This is a genomic window from Pelosinus sp. IPA-1 (genome assembly GCF_030269905.1).
Lineage (GTDB): Bacteria > Bacillota > Negativicutes > DSM-13327 > DSM-13327 > Pelosinus.
Genome location: NZ_BSVC01000002.1, coordinates 84517 through 107935, shown reverse-complemented (window position 1 = coordinate 107935; position 23419 = coordinate 84517). Strand labels below are relative to the sequence as shown.

16 protein-coding genes and 1 other annotated feature are annotated in these 23419 nt (G+C 39.8%); of the genes, 2 read left to right on the top strand and 14 right to left on the bottom strand.

All coding sequences use genetic code 11. The features are described 5' to 3' along the window. Positions 1–15: 15 nt before the first annotated feature. The 11 genes from QSJ81_RS04145 to QSJ81_RS04095 form a co-directional block, all read right to left on the bottom strand. Positions 16–3162 carry a pullulanase X25 domain-containing protein gene (locus QSJ81_RS04145; RefSeq protein WP_285716154.1) on the bottom strand — a complete coding sequence of 1049 codons (3147 nt, stop codon included), beginning with the start codon at positions 3160–3162 and terminating at the stop codon, positions 16–18. A gap of 41 nt (positions 3163–3203) precedes the next feature. Beyond that, positions 3204–4595 (bottom strand): S-layer homology domain-containing protein, encoded by a 1392-nt coding sequence (locus QSJ81_RS04140; protein WP_285716153.1) that lies wholly within the window; start codon positions 4593–4595, stop codon positions 3204–3206. Between the two features lie 56 nt (positions 4596–4651). After that, positions 4652–5425: an HAD-IIB family hydrolase gene (locus QSJ81_RS04135; RefSeq protein WP_285716152.1), complete on the bottom strand. Its 774-nt coding sequence runs from the start codon at positions 5423–5425 to the stop codon at positions 4652–4654. Then, positions 5406–7100 carry a glycoside hydrolase family 13 protein gene (locus tag QSJ81_RS04130; protein ID WP_285716151.1) on the bottom strand — a complete coding sequence of 565 codons (1695 nt, stop codon included), beginning with the start codon at positions 7098–7100 and terminating at the stop codon, positions 5406–5408. Before QSJ81_RS04130 ends, QSJ81_RS04135 begins: the two co-directional genes overlap by 20 nt. Before the next feature lie 16 nt (positions 7101–7116). Further along, positions 7117–9201, bottom strand: coding sequence for an alpha-glucoside-specific PTS transporter subunit IIBC (locus QSJ81_RS04125; RefSeq protein WP_285716655.1), 2085 nt, complete (start codon positions 9199–9201; stop codon positions 7117–7119). Between the two features lie 322 nt (positions 9202–9523). Then, positions 9524–10294, bottom strand: a complete 771-nt coding sequence (locus QSJ81_RS04120; RefSeq protein ID WP_285716150.1) for a MurR/RpiR family transcriptional regulator — start codon at positions 10292–10294, stop codon at positions 9524–9526. A 633-nt stretch (positions 10295–10927) separates the two neighbouring features. Next, positions 10928–12895 (bottom strand): methyl-accepting chemotaxis protein, encoded by a 1968-nt coding sequence (locus QSJ81_RS04115; protein ID WP_285716149.1) that lies wholly within the window; start codon positions 12893–12895, stop codon positions 10928–10930. A gap of 92 nt (positions 12896–12987) precedes the next feature. Then, positions 12988–14154, bottom strand: a complete 1167-nt coding sequence (locus QSJ81_RS04110; RefSeq protein WP_285716148.1) for a MalY/PatB family protein — start codon at positions 14152–14154, stop codon at positions 12988–12990. Between the two features lie 26 nt (positions 14155–14180). Continuing rightward, positions 14181–14774: a DUF1847 domain-containing protein gene (locus tag QSJ81_RS04105; protein WP_285716147.1), complete on the bottom strand. Its 594-nt coding sequence runs from the start codon at positions 14772–14774 to the stop codon at positions 14181–14183. Between the two features lie 18 nt (positions 14775–14792). After that, positions 14793–16148, bottom strand: coding sequence for a C4-dicarboxylate transporter DcuC (dcuC, locus tag QSJ81_RS04100; protein WP_285716146.1), 1356 nt, complete (start codon positions 16146–16148; stop codon positions 14793–14795). A 175-nt stretch (positions 16149–16323) separates the two neighbouring features. Then, complete coding sequence (locus QSJ81_RS04095; protein WP_285716145.1) at positions 16324–17055, bottom strand: FadR/GntR family transcriptional regulator; 732 nt, start codon at positions 17053–17055, stop codon at positions 16324–16326. A gap of 494 nt (positions 17056–17549) precedes the next feature. On the opposite strand from QSJ81_RS04095, the gene dcuC (QSJ81_RS04090) reads away from it, so the two are divergent. After that, positions 17550–18923 carry a C4-dicarboxylate transporter DcuC gene (gene dcuC, locus QSJ81_RS04090; RefSeq protein ID WP_285716144.1) on the top strand — a complete coding sequence of 458 codons (1374 nt, stop codon included), beginning with the start codon at positions 17550–17552 and terminating at the stop codon, positions 18921–18923. Between the two features lie 63 nt (positions 18924–18986). Next, entirely contained in the window at positions 18987–20234 is a 1248-nt protein-coding gene (gene pepT / locus QSJ81_RS04085; RefSeq protein WP_285716143.1) for a peptidase T, read from the top strand. A 108-nt stretch (positions 20235–20342) separates the two neighbouring features. On the opposite strand, the gene serS is transcribed toward pepT, so the two are convergent. The 3 genes from serS to QSJ81_RS04070 all read right to left on the bottom strand — a co-directional run bounded on the left by serS (position 20343) and on the right by QSJ81_RS04070 (position 23384). Beyond that, a complete protein-coding gene (serS, locus tag QSJ81_RS04080) occupies positions 20343–21617 on the bottom strand; it encodes a serine--tRNA ligase (protein WP_285716142.1) in 1275 nt (424 codons plus the stop codon). Between the two features lie 62 nt (positions 21618–21679). Further along, positions 21680–21883: a binding site (T-box leader), on the bottom strand. A 96-nt stretch (positions 21884–21979) separates the two neighbouring features. Beyond that, on the bottom strand, positions 21980–22804 hold the full coding sequence (locus QSJ81_RS04075) for a TIGR00266 family protein (RefSeq protein WP_285716141.1): 825 nt from the start codon (positions 22802–22804) through the stop codon (positions 21980–21982). Between the two features lie 67 nt (positions 22805–22871). Then, entirely contained in the window at positions 22872–23384 is a 513-nt protein-coding gene (locus tag QSJ81_RS04070) for a DUF6622 family protein (protein ID WP_285716140.1), read from the bottom strand. Positions 23385–23419 lie beyond the last annotated feature (35 nt).

Here is a 23419-nt window from a genome sequence, read left to right as displayed (position 1 = left end):
TCCCCCAAATCTCTTTCAATCTATATTCTCATTTATCATCATTCTTGCTTTGCACTTTTCTAACTTTATCGTTATCTTACTATTTTCCACGGAAGCCTTATAGCTGTCGTCTAAAGCATCGGTAAATACCGTGCCATCGGCGTATTGCGGTACATCAAGTGTTATTTCTGTCACATTTCCCCTATTAATGGCAACTATAGCATTTTCACCATCGCACGAACGACTGTATACATACAGATCCCCCTCAGCTTTCAGCGTAGATACATCACCATAAGCAAAAAGCTTTTTGTTATCATTTCTTACCTTGATCACCTTCTTATAATACTTGAGCAAATCTTGGTCTTCATGTCCCCACGGATACGCTCTGCGGCAGTCAGGGTCCGCACTACCATACAGGCCGACTTCGTCGCCATAATAGATTGTTGGCATTCCAGGATACCCCATCAAAAAGGTCACTGCCAGCTTGAGTTTTGCCTTACCTTCATCATAATTGAAATCTTTCAAAGAAGCCTGAGCCACACTATCCTTTCCACCGCCAAATTTGAAAATAGCCCGGACTACATCATGTGAATCCACAATATTCATCAAATCATACAGCGCTTCTTTCGGATAGTTCTGTTGCAAAGTCTTGAGTTCAACATCAGCTGCCGCAGCATCACCTTTATTCAAGAAAAGATCACCTAAAGCAAAGCTGAGCTTATAATTCATGACCGAATCAAACTGGTCGCCGGTAAGGAACTGCGAGCCATCCTGCCAGATTTCACCAAGCAATAATGGTTCATCACCTTGCCTGGTCTTTAGTGTCTTCACCTTATCCCGCACAGCTGCCCAAAATTCTGCCGGAACTTCTTTTGCCACATCAATCCGCCAGCCGGATAAACCTTTTTTGAACCAGCTTGTGATTACGGCATTATCATCATAGATAAGATAGTTATCAAGATCGATATTATTTAGCTGACTTGGCGCATCTTTAACCGGTGAAGTAGCCGTTGGCGGGAAATCCTTAAACGGTACGAGGTTCGAATAGCCTTGCCAAGAATGGTAGTTATATTTGCTTCCCATTTCATCAACCGCTTTTTCATTATGGATATCAAACCAATTTTGCCAATTATATGGACTAAAAACTTGGCCTTCTGCGATGAGCGTTTTTTTTGCAGCCGCTTCAGCTTTCTCTTGCTTCATATGTTTGGTATTCATCAAATCGTAAACACGCGACCAGTATTCATAAGCACCAACTGTTTTATATTTGCTATAACGGTCAAAATAGATTGAATCATCACCGACATGATTGAATACTCCATCCATAATCAGATGCATACCGCGTTTATCCATTTCCTTCACTAACGTATCAAAATCTTTTTGTGTGCCGAGAAATGGATCAATATTTTCATAGTTTACAGCATCATAACGATGGTTGGATGCTGCTTCCATAATCGGATTCACATAGATAGCTGTAATCCCAAGATCCTGTAAATAATCAAGTTTTTTTGTAATCCCGTCGAGATCTCCACCAAAGAAGTCATTACTTTCATATTGATCGCTGTCAAGCTGTGGTGTCCTCGCATGATTGGTCGGCAGCTGATTCCAGCTCTTATGCTGAATTGGCTGCAAGCCACGCGCTGTTGATTTCGCGTTGTCATTGCTTGTATCACCGTTTAAAAAACGATCTGGAAAAATCTGATAGGTAACGGCCTCTTTCGCCCAATTTGGCGTCTTATAATCGGCTCGATAAACGGTCAACTGAAATGGTTTAGCATCCCGCAAGGTTACCATGCCCGTTTGCCCTGGTTTTGCATCATCGCCGTATTCTTTTATTCCATTGATAATAAATTTATAGCCATAAATACCATTTTCATTGATCTGAATTTTTTTTGACCAAACATCTTTGTCATCCTTATTGCCAGCAAATTCAAGATCATAAACCGTTGTTGTACCAGCACTGTAGTCGATATTGTATTCATCGCCACCTTTTGCTACAATTTTTGACTTGAGCAAAACGAGCTGTGTGTTTTTGATATCGCCTTTTTGACCGCTGATCGAAAGATTCACGCTGTCGCCGGCTTTGATGGCTTCAAACGGCTGGCGACTCGAAAGCTCCCATGTATTATGATAAAGCTTATCTTCATGGATACTGCCATCATCAACGATCAACTTATCAGCCTTACTGTCAAAATAGAGCGCTACCTTACCATCTTTGTTTAAAGTAATTGACTGAGCCGCAATCTGCTTACCTTTTTGCATGATTGCTATATTATAAGTACCGGCTTTAGCATCAATACTTGTTGCATAAAATCCATCAAGTATTGTATCACGCATGATGAGGCCACCTTTTGCAGTTTTCGCAAAATCACCACTAACCGTTGGCAGTTCCTTATCTGACAGCAATTTATAACTACTGCTGTCTTTGATTTTATGGGTTGTATCATTATAATAGAATGTCACCTCTTGCGGTTTCACCAATGTTAACTGCAAATTAGCCCCGTCGGCATTGCCACCTAAACCATAGTTTTCATTCCAACTTCCATTGACAGCAATTTTGTAACTATAAGACCCCGCTGGCAGATTGGCCGTATAGCTATAGAATCCATGGCCTAGATCTGTCATTTGCGTTTTCATATCCGATGGATCCCAATCTTTCATTGCGCCGAGTTGACGCTGCAGATTACCAGCAATCATTATTTTGCGTTGTTGCACAGCTTCTTTTATCGCTGCTTCCTGCTCTACTGCCATCCCCTCATAAGTATACGTAGTAAGATGGGTAGCCGCATCATAATCAAACGTTACTTCATGCGCAGCTTTGAGATGCATGGTGATATTTGCTCCATTCGGCTGACCTTTATCGCCGTAATTTTCATTCCAACTGCCGCCAACTGCAATTTTAAACTCATAATTTCCTGCAGGGAGCTTACCTTTGAGCTGATATTTCCCGTTGCCAAGATCTTTCATCATCGTTTTGTGGTCACTGGGATCCCACTCCTTACTACCACCTAACTCGTCTTGCAAACTGCCAGCAAGGATAACCACTTGCCCCACTGCCTGCGCTGCTTCCGCTCTTGCTATAAAGGTCGTTGCCGTTGGAGACGGTGCCAGCAGCGGAGCCGCAAACATACCAAATGAACCTGCTAATACAACAGCACGCACTAGATTTTTTTTATGTAACATGGATGGTTTCCTCCTCTACATGTTGATAAAAATCTACGTAATTAGAAATGATAATCAAGCTGCGTACGAATGATTTTTCTGTCTGATTCGCCATCGGCTGCTGCTACACTTGTACCTTCTTTTACTTTAGCATACATCGTTGACCATTCTACATTCTGCCAAGGAACATAATTGATGCCTACATACCAGCCTTTATTACCATTCGAGTATGAAGGTCCACGTGTTGTCCATTCATCATCATGACCAAAGTCACCAGTTGCACCCATATCGACATATTTTGCATACATACCGAAGGAACCCACATTACTAGTATTCGTTCCCTTATAATCCAAGCGATAAGCAAAGTCACGGTCAAGATCGCTTTTATCTTTCCAGTAGCCGCCGCCTTGATCTGCATTGGTTTTTACATAGGAAGCTGTTGCTGTCAAAGTTGGCGTCAAATGTGCACGGAGGTCTATCGAATACGCCATATCCGCCCCTGTCCAGTAATCTTCTTTATTATTTACGATTTTAGCATAAGCCACATTAGTATCCACAGTCTTCGTCAATTTACCGAATATGTTTCCAGCAGCCATGGTGTACTTGGCGCCATCCCAAGTTGGTGACCAAACGAGTCCACTAATCATCCAATCTTTGCTTACTGGATGATAGAACGCTGCACCATCGGCTGGATTCCCCCATAACAGATTCTGATAACCAATTCCATTCCACTTTCTACCAGCATTGACATACCAATTGCCTGCAATCGTACCTTCTACCCACACATTGGAAACGGATCCGTTGTGATCCTGGTCATTAGCTGAGTTATCCTTCCCAGCATGTGTATGCGGAACTTTTGACCATTTTCCACCAGTTGCAGTTCCATCTGACACCCATTTATTTTCATAAATAGGTTCACTTGATTTATACTGCGCATTTTTTTCAATAGTAAATCTGGCCCGCCACATATCAGATACTTTCATTTCACCTTCCAAATCCATGTAAAAACGGTTATTATAGTTCATGTTTTTTCCGTCATCACTGCCTGCTTGCACCCTTGTTAAACCAGATATTTTAAACTTATCGACAAGCGCATTTGTCGCATTGATCTTTTTATCTAAAGCATCAACTTTCTTATTGAGTGCTTCAAGTTCACTGCCATATTCTTTTTCTAGCTTTTCCACTAGTGCTTGATCGCCGAGTGAGCCCGATTTTACTTTATCCATTGCTTTAGCAACAATGGCCGCCATTTCATAACGACTCATCATACGGTTTCCCTCGAACTTACTATTTCCATAACCTTCAATAATACCGTCTTTAGCTAATTCATCAAGTGCTGCATAACTCCAGTGATTCTTCGGTACATCGGAAAAGCTGTCTGCAGATGCCGCAAACGCTGTTGTCGATGCTCCTAATGCCAAAGTAATTGCCAATGTAGTTAAACTCTTTTTCATTTTATGTCAACTTCCTTTACTTTTTTTAGATATCATTTTTCAATATTACAAATATTCTATAAATTATTTTGTAGCATACTGCCAACCGAAGGAAAACTCTGTTTCGCATCTTTTCTTATAGCTTCTCTTGCTGATTCTACCGCATAGCCATCAAACCTATGTATCATTGGTAAATCATTGATTTCGTCACCAATAACGTACACCTCTGCATCCTGCCATGCTTTTAGTTCTAATAACTTCTCAATTCCTTTACTTTTGTCGATGCCAATTGGAGTAATATCTACGCTACCACGGTTCTGACAAGCATACACTGTATCACCAAATAGTTGGTTGATTTGCCGGGCAGCTTCCGCTGCCCCATCCAGACTAGCAAACCCCAATGCAATCTGATGTACCCGACTAAGTTCATTGATTTCAGCAGCTTCTATTATCTTTAATAAAAATTGCCATTGTTTTGCCTCACGGACCATCCAAGATCCTTTTCTTTCGCGATAAATATAACTACTCTCGGCCTGAGAAAATGCAACATGCAGGCTATCTGCCACGCAGGGATGTGTTGCTACTACATAGAGAGCTTGCTCTGGAATCTCAGCTTGATAAAGCACTTTACCATTTTCACCGAAAATGATCGCACCATTATTGCATATTGCAAAATCATAACCTATGCCAAAATATTCTAGCTGTGGAACTAACATACCGTAATCGCGTCCTGTGACTACGCCAAACTTATTACCAGCTGCCCGCCATAGACGAACCCCCTCTACATTTTCTGGACAAATTCTATTATCGATAAACAACGTTCCATCATAATCACTGGCTGCAACCTTCAAAGGGATTCCTCCCTTCGCAGAGATATATCCTAGCTTCATAGGCACGCAGAACCAGATTTGGCGCATCTTTATAATTGCTGATCAACAGTTTTCCATTGTCTTCAATTTCAGTCAAGTTGCACGCCTTTTCTTGTTCAGAAAAATTACAAAGAATGATCATTTTGTTTTTATCCAACACACGCCTATAAGCAAAAATTTGTTCGTCTGTTTCCAACAGTTCTTCATAACTGCCAATGAGCAAGATATCATATTCTTGACGTAGCTTTGCCAGGCGGTGATAATACCGCAATACAGAACCTTCATCCTGTAACTCTTGCTTGGCATTTAAATCACCATAATTTTCATTAACCGGTAGCCATGGCTCACCGCTCGTAAAACCAGCATGTTTATCACTAGTCCACTGCATAGGCGTTCGCGCATTATCTCTGCTGTAATACCAGACAAATTCAAGTGCTTGTCGCTTGGAAAATCCCTCCTGTAAAGCAATTTCATATTGTCCTTTAGACGCGATATCGTCATAACATTCAATGGAAGACAACTTAATATTTGTCATGCCGAGTTCTTCGCCTTCATAGATAAACGGTGTTCCTTTCAAGGTAAATAACACAGTGGCCAATACTTTTGCCACTAGCTTTTGATCTGCATGATTTGGGAAAAATTTATTCACTGAGCGCGGCTGGTCATGATTCTCAAAAAATGCTGGATACCAACCGTTTTCTGATGTTGCCTGCTGGCTATTACTGAGTGCCTTTTTGAGCTTTGTTAACTTCCAGCCAACTGGATGACACCAAAGACTGGATGCTTCCATATCTAGGTCCATGTGACTAAACTCAAGCAGCATATCAAAGGCACCATTTCTGCCTACCCATTTGGGTAGCTCTTCAGTTGTTACGCCATTTGCTTCTGCTACCGTAAATATATCTTTTCCTGCAGAAACCTCCCGCTTAAACTCATGTAAAAATTCCAATATACCGGGCTGATTCGCTGTTGCAACATGCACATTGCTCATACCATCCGGACCATCGGCTGGTAGATCCTTGAATTCTTCCGGCTTCTTGATATAGGTAATCGCATCAATACGGAAACCACCTACACCTTTATCCAGCCAGAAATTTGCTATCTCATACAACACTTTGCGTACTTCAGGATTTTCCCAGTTTAAATCTGGCTGTTCCTTCGCAAAGGTATGTAAATAATACTGTTTAGTAGCTTCATCAAAAGTCCAAGCCGAGCCACCGAAGATACCTCGCCAGTTTGTCGGTGGCGCTCCATTTGGTTTGGCATCACGCCATATATACCAGTCACGTTTACAGTTTCTGTGATCTACTCGTGATTCCTTGAACCAGCTGTGCTGATCTGATGTATGATTGAACACCAAGTCCATGACAATGCGAATACCACGCTTCTTTGCTTCGCCAATGAGCTTCTCCATATCTGCCATTGTGCCATACTCTGGTGCAATGTTCCGATAGTCGGCAATATCATAGCCATTATCTACCATTGGCGATACATACACTGGTGTTAACCAGATTGCGCCTACTCCTAAATCACGAATATAATCCAGTTTTTCCGTTATACCATTTAAATCCCCGCTGCCATCGCCGTTACTATCACAAAAACTCTTAGGATAAATCTGATATACCAGTGTCTTTTGCCACCATTTTAAATTGTCCATTTTGACTGTCCCCTTCTTAGAATGTTGCAATTACTGTTTCATCTGCTTTTGCTGTCATGCCAGAATGTAGCTTCATCAGCGGGTATTCTGATGAATTTGTAACAGCTAATATAACAATTGGAGAATAACCTTCCCTCTCAATCAATTTCTTATCAAACTTCACAAGCGTTTCGCCTGCTTTTACTTTCTGTCCTTGTTTTACAAATACATTGAAACCGCGACCTTCCATTTTTACCGTATCAATACCGATATGGATAAGGATTTCGACGCCGCTTGACAAACGCATACCGACCGCGTGACCAGATCCGTCCATTACCATAGTGATTTCACAATCTGCTGGTGCTGTCACTATTTCATTTTCCGGATAGACAGCGATACCGTCACCCATCATTTTTTGTGAAAACATTTCATCTTTAACCTTCGTAATCGGAATGACTTCACCACTGATAAACGCCTTCAATGCTGTAGATTTATCTGTGCCAGATGCAGTTTCTGCATCTGATGTATCTTGCAGTAATGCTTCAAAACGCTCTCTTACCTGTGGTACGGATAATCCAACAATCACCTGTACCGCATGCCCATTTTTTACAAGTCCATGCGCGCCAGCTTTTACAAATGTGCTTACTCCTTTTATCAGCGAATCATCTACGACTGTTACGCGAAGACGCGTAGCACAATTTGTTACATCCTTTATATTTTCCTTGCCACCAAGAGCTCCAAGAAATACCGCTGCCTTAATATCGCGTTCATCGACATTAATCATTCCTTCCATCGCTATCTTGGCTTTATACTCAGCTTTGGAATAAAGTTTATCTTCTGCATCATTTTCGGTACGGCCTGGAGTTTTATAATCATTCTTCACAATCAGGTAACGGAACACGAAGAAGTAAATCGCTGTAAAACAAAGACCAACTACGATTTGCATAATATAAGTTGCGGAATGAAATTTAAATAATGGAATCCAGTTCTGTACGATGGCATCAATAAGTCCTGCACCAAAAGAACCAACTACACCGAATAAAAAAAGTGTTGCAGCAAGTGTTGCAGCAAGTACTGCATGCACTACAAACAGTACAGGAGCGACGAATAGGAATGTAAATTCAAGCGGTTCTGTAATCCCACAGATCACTGCCGTAATCGTTGCTGGAATCAACAACCCGGCAACAGCTTTCTTTTTCGCTGGTTTCGCCGTGGCATAAATAGCAAGTGCAATTCCTGGAACACCAAATATTTTGGAAGAACCATGTAAAGAGAAACCAGCCCCTGGGAACATTTCTTTCAACGATTGGGCTGAAGTCGCAAAATCTTGCAAATGTTTCAACCAATACTGTTGAATTCCACCATCAACAATTGCTGGTCCAAAAATAAATGGCGTGTAAATGAAATGATGGAGCCCCGTAGGAATTAAAATTCTTTCGCAGAAAGTATACATCCATACGCCAAGCGCATCACTCGCTTTCAAAAATTCCTGAAAAGTTCCAATTGTGTGCTGCACGGATGGCCATACCAAACAGAAAAAATACGCAACTGGCAACATAAAGAAGAATCCGGCTGCTACTACGAGAGACGAGCCTTTGAATATGCCAAGATAATCGGGAAGATCTACATCAAAGAGACGATTATGTAGCCATACCGTAATTGCTGAAATTAAGATAGCTCCAAGCATACCAATGTCAAGCGTTTTGATATTCGCAATCATTGCAAGGCCTGTGCCGCCACCTGCTTTGAGACTATAATCTACACCGAATGAAGGACCTGCTAGTGTAAGAATCCCTGAAACAAAATAATTGAATACGACATAGATTATAAATGATTCCATACAGGCCCTTGCTTGATTTTTCTTCGCCAGACCAATTGGCAGAGAAATTGCAAATAAAAGCGGCATTTGCGCAAAGACTGTCCAAGATCCCTGTTCAATAACATACCAAATGTTGTACCAGAATGTACCCTTTGTCGCTATACTACCGACAATATCCTGGTTCTTGAAAATAATGGATAATGATACCATAATACCAAAGAAGGAGAACAGTATAACTGGCGTAAACATTGCTCCGCCGAACCGCTGTACACTTTGCATGACAATGTCCTTGTTGATCGACATAACCCCACCTCCATCAAATAGTGTTCCTTCACTCGTAAACAGTTCCTTAATTTTGAATTTTGCAAATTTTCTTTGCAGATACATAAAATTATTTCTCCCCGTGTAAGAATCGTGCATAGTTTTTTTGTCATGACAACTCTTTATTGCTTTATAAGATATCTTGTGTTTTATCATAGCCCCTTATCACCATACATTCAATAGATTCAGGGCATTACGGCCCTATGACACAAATGCGTACCAAAGTACATTTTGTGTACTTTGGTACATGTATATAAAAATACAAAAACTGTCCTAAACATTCGTCGAAGACAGTCTCATTTTTCTACCTTATTTTATTCTTGCGGTACAATTTATACTTTACATACCATATCTCAATTAGCAGAAAATACGGCAGCATTGACTGATAAGGCATCTTATCCTCATCTGCCTCATAGAGCTGAAACGTTGCCGGTGTAACATATAGATTCTCTGTACTCAGGCCCGCCAGTGTATTATCATGTAACCGCGTAATCGATATAAGCGGTACATCCTTAAGCTGCAGTTTCTGCGCAAACTCCACCGCCATCGGCGTCTCACCGCTCAACGAAACAATAATAACCAGATCATCCGGCGTCATCATCTTGGCCAAAGAATGAAACTCCTCCTGCCCTCGCACCTCGTAGATCAATACATCATCGAAAAAGAAAAGTCTCTTTATCTCCTGTACAACATTGCTCTGTACGTACCCTGAGGCATAAGCAAATACTCGCTTGGCACCGTACATGAGCCTGCTGGCACCGTCGAAATTGCGCTTAACGATTTCCTTCCAGCTATGCTGATAAAAGCTTGTTATAGCCTCCAGCACATCCTGCTCGTCACCAATGTTTCGTTCCTCTTCCATCTTAAGTACAGCCTTCAGGTCGCCGAATCCGTCAAACGAAAGTTTCTTGGCAAACCGCACCACGGTCGTACTCGATACGCAGCATTCCTTGGCTAAATCATGGATCGACATATGCCGGCATTTCTGCTTATGATTAAAAATATACTTCCATATCCCCATATCAGTCTGGTTCAAAGACGCTTTACGCTTATTAATCATTTCTTCTAATTTCATCTTCAAGCTCCTATTTTGCAATGAATTGCATTAGTCTGGCAGGAATGACTTTTCATATACACTGCATATTTTTCCGTAAGAATCGAGACTGTATTGTAATCTATAACCACATAACTCCGCTTAATAATTGAAAACAAATCTTTATGCGATATTTGCGAATAAAGTAAACTTTCCTTGAATAGATTTGTACAATTGTTCAAGGCTCGAAATTGTTTAATTATGTTTATATTCCCGTATTACTAGATTATTCCTCCTAAAAGATTTATAAACACTTTTCTTGACAAAAGTAGCAGATAACTAGCCTCATAAATAATGGGATTACATGAGCCTTGTCTATTCCTAAATAAACTCGAAGAATATTGCTAGAAGAGAATCCATAAATTTAATAATGCTACCTCAAGAAAAGAGGTAGCATTATCTTGTACTTATTAAAATCTGACAAGGCATCAACTAGATTGCGAAAAAGCAGAAATAATCATCCCTAATCTTCTATACCAGATACTCTATAAAGATTCGGTAAGGACAGCTTGATAGTGCATTCAGTGTGAAGTAATCAATCTGTCCGTGAGAGCGTGGATGGGCTTGAAAGATCTAGAAGAAAAATGTTTTGTTTCGCAATGACTTATATTTATTTTACAGTTTAAATTTTGCAACAGTATTTTGTAATGTTTCAGCCATCTTAACCAAAGATTGGCTAGATTCTGCAATTTCTTGCACAGATGCTGCATGCTCTTCAGTCGTAGCTGATACCGTCTGAGTATGCCCGGCTGCCTCTCTGCTTATTTTATCAATATCATATACTGCTCCTACAATCTGCTGACTTTCATCAGACATCTGCTGCATGGCTGATAAAATAGATTTGAATTGTCCTGAAACTCCTTCAACTAGTTCTACAATTTCTTGAAAGGCTTGTCCTGCAGTGTTAACCACTTCGCCACCTATTTTAACTTCCCGCGTGCCATCATTCATAGCTACTACGGCTTTATTCGTCTCTGTCTGAACTTCGATAATCAATTCGCCAATTTGTTTAGTTGCTTCCTGGGATTGTTCCGCCAACTTCCGTACTTCCTCCGCTACCACGGCAAATCCCCGCCCCTGTTCGCCAGCTCTAGCTGCTTCAATCGCTGCATTTAGTGCTAACAGATTCGTCTGCCCAGCAATGCTGGAAATTGTTTCGACAATCTGGCCAATTTTTAGTGACCGTTCTCCCAGCTTCGTTACCACCTCTGCCGAATTGACAACGGTTCGCTCTATTATATCCATCTGCTGCATAACAGCTTTAACTGATTTTCCGCCACGCTGCGCCGCAGTTGCTGCTTGCTCGGATATGATATTCACAGAACTAGCATTTGTTGATACTTCCTGAATACCCGCTGACATTTTTTGCACCACCGAAGAGGTAGTATTAATGGTGCCAACTTGTTGATCAGCCCCTTGTGCTAATTGACAGATAGTATTTGCTACTAATTGAGTAGCCTGTGCTGACTGATCAGCACTCGCTGTAAGCTGCTCGGAAGCGGCTGAAACTTGTTCAGCAGAAGACATAATATCAAGGATAATGTTGTGTAAATCTTCCCGCATTTTATCTAAAGATACCGCCAATCTGTTAACTTCTGCCACGCCCCGCACTTGCACCTTTTTACTTAAATTACCACTGGCAATTTCATCTGCTACCTGTACCAGTTCATTAAGAGGCTTAGCCATTCCTTTGGCGACATAAATTGCAGTTCCTGCTGCGATGAGCACAGCCAGTAAAATCAAAACTGACATCACTAGAAGACTATGCTCAATTTGATCAAGAATTTCTTTCTTAGGCAAGTAGGTAATTATACCCCAGTTGTAACTTTTGACAGGCGCAAATACAATCAAGGACTCTACTCCGGCTGACGATACAGCTTCCATATTACCAGCCTGGCCAGCGATAACATTTTGAACATATTTTGCTTGCCCAATATTTTCTTGTTTTGTTACTTTTTCTGGGTTTATGCTGGCCAGCAATGTACCCTTATTATCTACTACATCCACATAACCCGAATTACCAACTGAAGTACGAGACGCAATTTCTCCAATTGTTTTTAAACTTACATCTCCAGCCAGTACTCCAACAATAGTACCCCTCGAATCTTTTATCGGTGTTGAAATAGTAATGGTTGGCGCATTGGTCAACTGTGAGATATAGGACTCTGTAAGAAAAGTATTTCCTTGTATGGCATTTTTAAAGTAGTCTTTATCCGCTTTATTGTTTAGTGCTGAATTGGTAGTTTTTGCAATCTGCATACCAACTGCATTCATAACATAGATTGTTTCAAATTCTGGGTTCTTTTTTTGGGCAGTAATAATCATTTCCCGAAACTTGGCCGCATCCATGGAATATGCAGTAGGCGATAAAGCCAATACCTCTAATAAATTTGTATCATCATTCATAAATTGTTCAATTTCATGGGCAGTTTGATTTGCTATTGTTTGGTTATTCCTCGTTATTTCCCCCCTGGCGCTATTAACATTCATGTAAGAACTGACACCACCAATTACCGCTGCCGATAAGAAAGAAAATAGTACCAATAATAGAATCAACCGCATCTGCAATGTATTTTTTTTCATCTTCAGTTCCCCCCTCTATTTAATACGCTTCGATCATCCCAAAAGCTATGCTGTATAAACTTAATTGTTGAAACCTTCAGGTATTTATAACCTTATATTTTATTTATTGCTGCTTCTATTCTTTTCAGCGCCTCTACCAATCGGGAACGAGGACAAGCAATATTCATCCGCATAAAACCTGCACCGCCAGGTCCAAAGGTAGACCCTTCGTTCATCGCAACTTTTACTTCTTCTAAGAAAAATTTATGTAACTCCTTGGGTGCCATATTCAGTTCCTTGCAGTTTAGCCAAATAAGGTAAGTCGCTTGCGTTTTGGTAACTTTGATTTTAGGAATTCTTGTTGAGACGAAATTTTCAAGGTATGCAAGGTTCCCCTCTAAATACTCTAGCAATTGGTCTGCATAGTAATCACACTCGTTATAGGAAACTTCAATCGGCAATGTACCAAATACAGTTCTGCCATATGCTTTATTATTTTCAAGTGGAGCATAGAAAAGATCATGATTATGCCGGTTCGGAATAATTACAGCCCCAGTCCTCACTCCAGCAATATTAAAGGTTTTGCTAGGGTTAACACAAACCACACAGTTATCTGCGGCTTCTTCTGAAAGACTGCCAAATGGAATGTGTTTGCTCCCTCTGTAAACAATATCAGAGTGAATTTCATCGGAAACAACAAACACATTATGTTTTAAACAGAGTTCAGAAATTCTTGTTAATTCTTCTCTCGTAAAACACTTGCCGACAGGGTTATGGGGACTGCATAGCAAAAACATGGTTGTCCTCTTTTTACTAAGCAATTCCTCCAAATTTTCATAATCAACTTCATAGCTGCCATCTTCTTTTAAAATTAGATTGTTTCCAAGAATGTGTCTACCGTTATTTGGAATGATATCATGGAAAGGGTGGTACGCTGGCATCTGAATTACAACATTATCACCTGGATTCGTGAAGGCCCGCATTGCATATACGATAGCAGGCACTACTGCTGGTGTATACTCTACCCAGTCAACGTCAACATCCCAGCCGAATCTTTTTTTCTGCCAGTTAATTATTGATTGCTCAAAAGTTTTACAATTTACAGGATAACCGTAGATACCGTGTTCTGCTCTTTTAACCATAGCATCAATTACAGGCTGTGGACATTTGAAATCGGTATCAGCGATCCACATAGGTATAACATCTTCTGCATAAGTATCCCATTTTTTACATTCGGTTCCCTTACGGTTAACAAGCTCGTCAAAATCATGTTTCAACACTGCAATCCCACCTTCACAATTTATACTTACACTTGATCACTAGGATTAATCCCTAACTTTCTGCGCCAGTAGCGAGAATACACAGCTCCTAATGGATTATGGGCGAGTACTCTGTCTTTGGCAACCAGACAAGATGTGGGCACAGTACTAGCACCTGTAAACAATGCATCATGTCCTACGCATAAGCCGATGGTAACACAAAAATCAACTTCTTTATCCTTAAGTACTTTAGCTTGCATAATAGGATTGCACATGGTTTCACGCACACCCTCTTTAATTTGTTCCAAATCAAGATTCTCCTTGGCAATGCCGCAGACCTTACAGCAAACCGAATAGACTTCAAAAAATTTAGAGAAATATTCTTCAATTAATTTTGCTTCTTGGTTTAGGCCGATACAAAACGCCATGCCAATTTTTTTATATCCCATCAGTTTACAAAATTCAACAGTTTCTTCTAAACGAGTAAGGTTGTTATAAAAACGTCCTTCTGTACAAGCAGCAGCCTTCATAATATCCAGTTGCTCGCCCACATAGGCTTCTTTAACATCCGCAAGACCAATTTTAGTGCAATTTTGACCTTCTAAATAACATTTTCTATGAGTGCATTTTGCACATTTCAAAATAGAACAGCTCCTTTATTATTTCATTACTATAAATACCACATTTACAAGTACAGCCACTGCCATAGGTATGGCAGTTCTTTTTACCACTTGAACAGGTGATACACCTGCTACACCGGCTATAGCAACAATTGCTGCAGTAATTGGTGACACAACACGCCCAAAACTTGTCATAATTTGCATTGGCAGCAAAAGAGTAACAACATCAATTTTTAATGATGCCGCAATCTTAGGAGCCAGGGCAGCGAAGGAAAAGAACGCCGCGTTGCCTGACCCCATTAAGAATGCGCAGCAAGCAATGACCAGACAGAAAAGAATGATTAAGGCATGAACGCCCAAACCAAGATTTTGAGCACTGGAAGTCATCACATCTACAGCACCAATCTTCATTAATCCGGCAGCAAATACCTCGCCTGCGACTATTAAACTTACTACAGTTGCAAAACTATTTCCCATTCCTTCATATAAATATTTTAGACTCTGCAAAGTACCTCGAAAATCTTTAGTTCTTGCATACTCAAACATCATACTGATGAAAGTGCTCAAAAACATTGCAGTAACAACATCCATCTGAATTTTACTTTTGAAAATAGGACTGAAACCCAAAATGAATAGCATCGGAATAATTGGAAGAATCGCATAGATCAAAGGAGGACGTCCTTCGTCTTCTTTAATCAGATCAGACGAATCATTGTAACCAACAAAACCCTCTTTTTTGTCCCACCATTTTTGCGAATAGTAATGTACAACACCAAGAATCAAAGTTGTTGTAATAAATATTGATAATTGATAATCAACAAAATAAACTGCCGGGTCTACCTTACAGATAGTAGCTGCAAGAATCGCATTGCCGGAACCAGGACCAACATCCATGTATTGCGCGCACCCAATTACGCCGAGGGCAGATAATTTGCTAACGCCCGTTCTTATGAGAATTGGATACAGCATGACCATGAGTAACAAAGCCAACCCAGCATGACTTGGAATAAACAACACTAAAAATTGGCTCATATAAAAACTAAGAACTAGAAGAATATAAGGAGATTTAATATGTTTAAGAGGAGAAGCAACCACAGCAAATAAAGATTTACTTGCCCCAATATACTCCATATATTTTGCGAAGCCTGCGATTGACATGATCGTAAGACCAAGACCGGCAACACGGGAACTAAGCAATGTCTTAATTGTATGGAAAATATCTAGCAAAGCGGAGCCGGAAGATTCTTTTGCAGCAAGTATCGGATTGCTGCCGATAAAATAGGTAGCAAGAAGCAATATAATGCCTGCAATCAAAAGAACAGCTTGTGGATAGTATTTTTTTATAATCATATAAATCACCCAAGCAACCACTAAGATCGTAATGATAATCCCCATGTACATCCCTCCATTTTTAAAAATTAATATGACGTTTGGCTTCTCCTTTCATCTTATTCATACCGCTTAACTCATCTATTTTAATTAGCGATGTCAAAATTCGCCAAATATTTTATTCGGTATCCTGGTATACCAGTAAAAATAAAAGATCATCTAGCCTGTACATAAAAAAATTTTACTCAGACTGAATCATTTTTTGCACCGCAACCTTCGCATCGTCTAAATGTTCTTGCATAACACAAACTGCCGCTTGTACATTTCTTTCAATAATATGCTGTAAAATTAGTTGATGATACTGTAGAGAAACTGTATGTCTGCTAGCATCACTTAAAGACTTTCGCCGTGAATAAGTCAACAGATCAGATAAAAATTCATTGATCTCGCTAATAATTTCATTATGAGCAGCCGCAATAACAGCCGTATGAAATTTCGTTGACACATCGTGGACTGGTTTCCCAGCGAAGATTAGAAATTCCATTTCCAGCAAAATCCTTCGCATCGCTTCAATGTCAGCCTCTGTCCTTCGCTCTGCAGCTAATCGAACGGCTTGAATTTCAAAAGCTTCGCGCGCTTCAAACAAGTTTATCAACTGATCCGCTGGATCAGTCATAAAAAAATCAAGAGCATGCAAAATACGTTTCATTTTAATTTTTTTTACAAACACACCTTCTCCGCGCCTGTGCTGAATAGCTCCCAAAAACTCCAGTACTTTTAAAGCTTCTCTTACTGGCACACGACTGACATTAAACATTTCAGCCAATTCCCTCTCAGAAGGTAATTTATCACCTTGTTTCAAATGGCCTTCGCGCATAAGCTGTTGAATGCGACTTACAATTTGCATATATAGAGCATCAGACGAATCCTCAGCGAATTTTTTTAATGGTGTTTCTACAAAGAATTTTTTCATTCCATATCCCCTAATATTTTTCCTTTTATTCTAAAATCGCACCTTGTGCGATACTACTTCAAAGCATCTATTAACAATATGGAATACTGGTATACCTTTAAAATTCTACAAAGACACAATTTTTGTCATATAAAGGCATTTTTTGAATTCTATATTGTCTAAATAGATTATATTTTTTTTAGAAAAACTTGTCAAATAATATTTAGAATATTTATGCATTTTTATTTAAGTTAAATGATACAATTTATTTTACCATTTTAAATTTATTTGTAAGTAAGCGTAAAATTAAGTTCCTCTTGGAGTGTACATAATCTAGTATTTTACGAAAACTCTTATTTGAGCAGATTTTTTACTTCCCCATAAAACACATCATTTATATTACATTCACCAATGAACGAATATTCTAAAGATATAAAATTGTCTATCCTAGAAAAACATGGAAATGTCTGTTAGAATAGTCTTGTAGTCTACAAAAAATAAAGGAGGACGGCAGTATGTTAGGATTAATTATTGCATCTGTTATTGTAGTTATTGTGGCCCGGTATGTGCTGAAAAAATACCCGCCTCAGCCGGTTCTGTTCGTTGGAGGACTTGCCATGATGTTTATTGCTGTTGCCCTTAACATGGGAAATATTTTACCGGCAAAGCAAAGCACTGGATTAATATGGCTAGATACTTTTGAATTTATAAAACAAACCTTTAGCACTCGGGCAGCCAACCTTGGATTGGTTATTATGGTAGTAGGAGGTTTCTCCAAGTACATGGACACAATTGGTGCCAGTACAGCCCTAGTGAAAGTAGCTGTTAAGCCCCTACATAAGATTGGACTCCCCTATTTAGTATTGGCTTTAACCTCTGTTTTAGAAAATTTTCTAGCTATGTTCATTGGCAGTGCCTCCGGTTTTGGACTTTTACTTATGGTCACTATGTTTCCCGTCTTGGTAAACCTTGGCGTCAGTCGTTTGGCAGCAGCTGCAGTAATCGCTACCGCATCGGCTCCAGGTTGGGGACCCGCGGCATCGGATAATATCTTTGCGGCAGAGTTAGCAGGTATGGATATTATCCCTTATTTTTTTGATTACCAAGTACCAGTAGGTTTGTGTACGGTAGCGGCAATCGCTATTGGTCATTTCTTTGTACAGCAATGGTTTGATAAACGGGATAATCATAATGTAGAGAATGCCAAAGTAAATATTGATCAAACTAAGCTAAAAGAGGAAATACCTGTGCCTGGCTTTTACGCATTGCTGCCAACAATTCCTTTATGTTTAATTCTGTTTTTTGGATTAGTTGTGAAATCCGTAAATATGGATATTACATTAGCAACTTTTCTTGGGGTGGCATTTACAATGCTTGTTGAATACATTCGTAACAGAGATGGATTAAAAATATTTAATGATTTAAAAAGCTTCTGGGATGGAATGGGACTTCAAATGGCAGCGGTAGTCACATTGGTGGTGGCTGGTGAGACTTTTGCTAAAGGCTTAATGTCTCTAGGAGCTATTGATACTATGATTACTGCCGCACAAGGTGCTGGTTTTGGCGGTATCGGCATGATGTTCGTGGTTGTGGGAATTATTATTGCTTCTACTTTAGTTATGGGATCAGGAAATGCTCCCTTCTTTGCTTTTGCCCCTTTAGCCCCCAAAATAGCAGCACTTTCTAATATTCATCCTGTATTGTTGCTATTACCTATGAACTTTGTATCTAATTTAGCTCGCTCCTTGTCGCCGATTGCAGCGGTTATGATGGTAGTCAGCGGTGCCGCTTGTGTATCGCCAGTAGAATTAGCAAAGCGTACTTGCATACCCGTAGCCATAGGCATTGTAGTTAATATTGCTGTTACACTGATACTTTTTTATAAGTAAACACAATAATTATATATTAGTGTCTATTATAAAAAGAATATTAAAGTGAAGGAGAACAATTACATGGAAATAAAGAGAGAAAAACTAGTAGAACGATTTATGCGGTATACTACCTTTGATACGCAATCAGATGGTGGAAATAGTCAGTGTCCTAGTACTCCAGGGCAGATGGTTTTAGCTAAGCATGTTGCAGAGGAACTGAGGCAGATCGGTTTGGATGAGGTCCATGTAGATAAACATGGCTATATAACTGCTACTTTACCATCTAATAGCTGTCAGCAAGTTCCTGTTATCGGATTCATTTCTCATTTAGATACAAGCCCGGATATGGCTGGCACTCCAGTTAAGCCTCGCTTAGTAAAGGATTATGATGGCCAGGATATCATATTGAATGCTGAATCCGGCATTGTACTTTCCCCTAGTGATTTTCCAGAACTAAAAACATATATTGGACAAGAGTTATTGGTTACTGATGGTCTAACTTTGTTAGGAGCTGATGATAAGGCAGGCGTATGCGCTATTGTCAGTGCTATGGAATATTTAGTAGCACATTCTGAAATTCCTCATGGTAAGGTGCGCATTGGTTTTACTCCTGATGAAGAAATTGGGCGTAGTGCTGAACTTTTTGATGTAGCAGCTTTTGGCGCTGAGTTCGCTTATACTGTAGACGGGGGAGAGCTTGGGGCTATTGAGTATGAAAACTTTAATGCCGCTAATGTTAATGTGAAAATTCAAGGGCGAATTGTTCATCCTGGAACCGCTAAAGGTAAAATGGTGAATGCACTTAACATTGCTGCTGAGTGGCAAAATATGTTGCCTGCTGGTCAGCGCCCTGAATATACAGAAGGCTATGAAGGTTTTTTCCATGTAAATAAATTGAGTGGTAATGTAGACTCTGCAGTAATGAGCCTCTTGATTCGGGATCATGATCGTCAATCTTTTGAAAAGCGTAAAGCTTTACTGGAATCAATGGCACAAACTTTTAATATGAAATATGGTTCAGGAACTATTGAACTTGAAATTAAAGATTTGTATTACAATATGCAAGAAAAAATCCAGCCAGTAATGCATATTATTGACTTAGCCTGTGACGCGATGGGAGCTGTTGGGATAACGCCTAAGACGAAACCCATTCGCGGCGGTACAGATGGTGCTCGGCTATCGTTTATGGGTTTACCTTGTCCAAATTTGTTTACTGGTGGACATAACTTTCATGGAAAGTACGAATTTTTGCCAGTGCCTTCTTTAATAAAGTCGGCTCAAACTGTAGTTGAAATTATTCGTCGTGTCAAAGCGAATAGCGGTAAATGACTTACAACTGTGATATCGAATAGTTTACCCTCCATAAAAGTACCAGGATGTTTCTACTGACAAACACCTGCAAGGCTAGGCTGCTTTGCAGGTGTTTGTCGTATTGATTTATTTCTTTGGAACAATCTTTTCAAGATTATTCATATAGGGTCTAAGTACTTTTGGTATGTTTACACTGCCGTCCTCATTCTGGTTCACCTCTAATAGAGGTATCAGAATCCTTGGCGAAGCAATACCAGTATTATTTAGTGTGTAAACAAATCGAAGTGTACCGTCTTTATCCCGATACTTTATATTTGAACGTCTTGCCTGAAAATCATTCAGTGTCGAACAAGAGTGAGTTTCACAATAGTTATTTCTACTGGGCATCCACGTTTCGACTTCATGCTTTCTCACTTGGCCGATTCCGATTTCACCCGTACAAGCCAAAGCCACCCGATAAGGAAGATCAAGTGCTTGGAGTATCTCTTCCGTATTGTTTAATATTTCGTAATGAAGACTTTCCGCTTGCTCATCATCAGCCCTACAGAAGATAACCTGCTCGACTTTTTGAAACTGATGCACCCTGTATAAACCTCTCGTATCTTTGCCATAAGCTCCCGCCTCACGTCTAAAACAGGTTGAATATCCAGCATACTTTTTTGGCAGCTCATCATAGTTTAAGATTTCATTTTGGTGATAAGAAACAAGAGCTACCTCAGATGTACCAATAAGAAACAATTCATCTTCCTGGATCTTATACGCCTGTTCGTAACCAATGGGAAAATATCCCGTTCCGCGCATTGCACTTTCTTTAACCATCAAAGGTACTGTCATGGGGGTGAACCCTTTTGCCACAAGCCGATCTATCACAAACCGGCATATAGCCATTTCCAACAATACACCTTCATTCTTTAGGAAATACGCCCTGCTGCCAGCAAACTTAACCGCTCTGGGTACATCCACCAGGTTTAGAATTTCTGTCAATTGGATATGATCTCTTGGGGAAAAATCAAACTTAGGTATTTCCCCCCACGTTCTAATTTCAACATTATCTACCTCATCTTTACCAATAGGTACATCCATTGCTGGAACGCTAGGAACATTAAGCATAATTTCGTCAAACTCTTTTTTCATTACAGAAAGATTGCCTTCTAGAACCAATAATCTTTCCTTGACCTCCCTGACCTTTTCAACTATAGCTTGCCCTTCTTTCTCCGTTACGTCGCGAATTTGTTTTGACAAAAAGTTTCGTTCCGCCCGTAAAGAATCCACCAAAGTGGCTGACTCTCTAATTTGAATGTCCAACTCCAAAATCCGGTCAATGTTCGTGTTCATTAATTTATGGATTACAGCCTTTTTAACAATATCTGAATGATTCCTAATATAGTTAATATCCAACATAATTAACACTCCCCTTATTTAATGTCTTTTTCAAATAAAAAAACCTTTCATCCTTGAAAACAATCAAGGACGAAAGGTAATCTTCCGTGGTACCACCTAGTTTAGTTAGAGTACTCTAACTCACTTTATGCATGATAACCGGTGCTACGGTTTAGTTCTTCACTAACGTCTCAAGGGTGGATTTCATAATATACTCTAGTTGATTTGCACCAAACACCAACTCTCTTATGCAGAGTACCTATTACTCTCCCTATCATTGACTTATTATGTTAAATTTCCCAAATTCTCTTTGATCTATCTTATACTATTCTGTAGAATAATTCAAGAATATATTCACTAAAATTTTAATTTTGTGTATACAATTACTCATCGTCGTCGCCAAGGAAACTACCCAGGCCACCAAGTAGAGTGCCGCCTAGAACCCCCTTGCCAAGTACACTGCCTTCTTCTCTACTTCCGCCCCTCTGTGGCGCTGCTGCCAACATCCGTCCTGCCAATCGAGAAAAGGGGAGTGATTGCAGCCAAATTTTCCCTGGTCCTTGTAAAACTGCAAAAAACCATCCTTCCCCTCCAAATAAAGCACTCTTGATGTTTCCTGCTTGTTGAATATCGAACTGGACACTAGGCTCAAAAGCTACAACACATCCAGTATCAACGTGTAATACTTCACCTGGCTTAAGTTGACGCTCGACGATGGTACCACCAGCATGCATAAATGCAAGACCATCACCTTCAAGTTTCTGCATGATAAATCCTTCACCGCCGAACAATCCTGTCATGATTTTACGTTGAAAATAAATTCCTACTGAAACACCTTTTGCTGCACATAAGAAACTGTCTTTCTGGCAGATTATAGTACCACCATATTGGGCTAGATGCATTGGTATGATGTTACCAGGATAGGGTGCACCAAAAGCGACTTTTGCTTTGCCAGAACCACGGTGACTAAAAACAGTCATAAATAGACTCTCACCTGTCAACAATCGTTTTCCGGCACCCACTAGCTTATCAAACAAACCTCCTTGGCTGCTTTTAGCCGACCCATCACCAAAAATAGTATTCATTTCCACTGTACTATCTTTGTACATCATGGCCCCAGCTTCCGCTACTACACTTTCACCAGGATCAAGTTCTACTTCAACAAACTGCATCTCGGCACCAAATATCTTGTAATCCACTTCATCCATTTTTTATTCCTCCTACTCACCCTATTATTATTTAACACAAATTAGCTATATAATCTCTATAAATATATCAAATAAGGTCGACCTCTTTACCATCCTTATAATTTCCCAAATAACAAAATAATCTTCCTAAAAACAAACCAGTACACACTCCAGATGATACTAACATGCTGACTTTGAATTTCAATTGTGCCACTAACGCTGGATTTGTAGCTTGTTCATATCCAACGTAATATTTTGCAGTAAAAACAATAAGCATAACCAGCAATGCATCCCATGAACCAGGTATCTGAATAAGTGAACGCTTTTTATCTATTTTTATATCTAAACGTTTTACTTGCCACCAACCTACTATACTTCCAACTAGCATACCAACTATCCAACTAACTATACTTGAGTATTCTATTTCAACGGTCATTAAAGTTTGTATGGAGATGAATAAGAAAATGGTCGGAAGAACGAAAACTTTCCAGAATGGAATAATACGCACTTTTGATGATTTTATACCTACGGCAATAAGGTAACTCAACAATAAATAAACCCACCAAGGAGTATGTATTAATGTTTGCCAAATCGCTTCCATATCTTATCCTCCCCTTTACTACCAATTGCAATTGA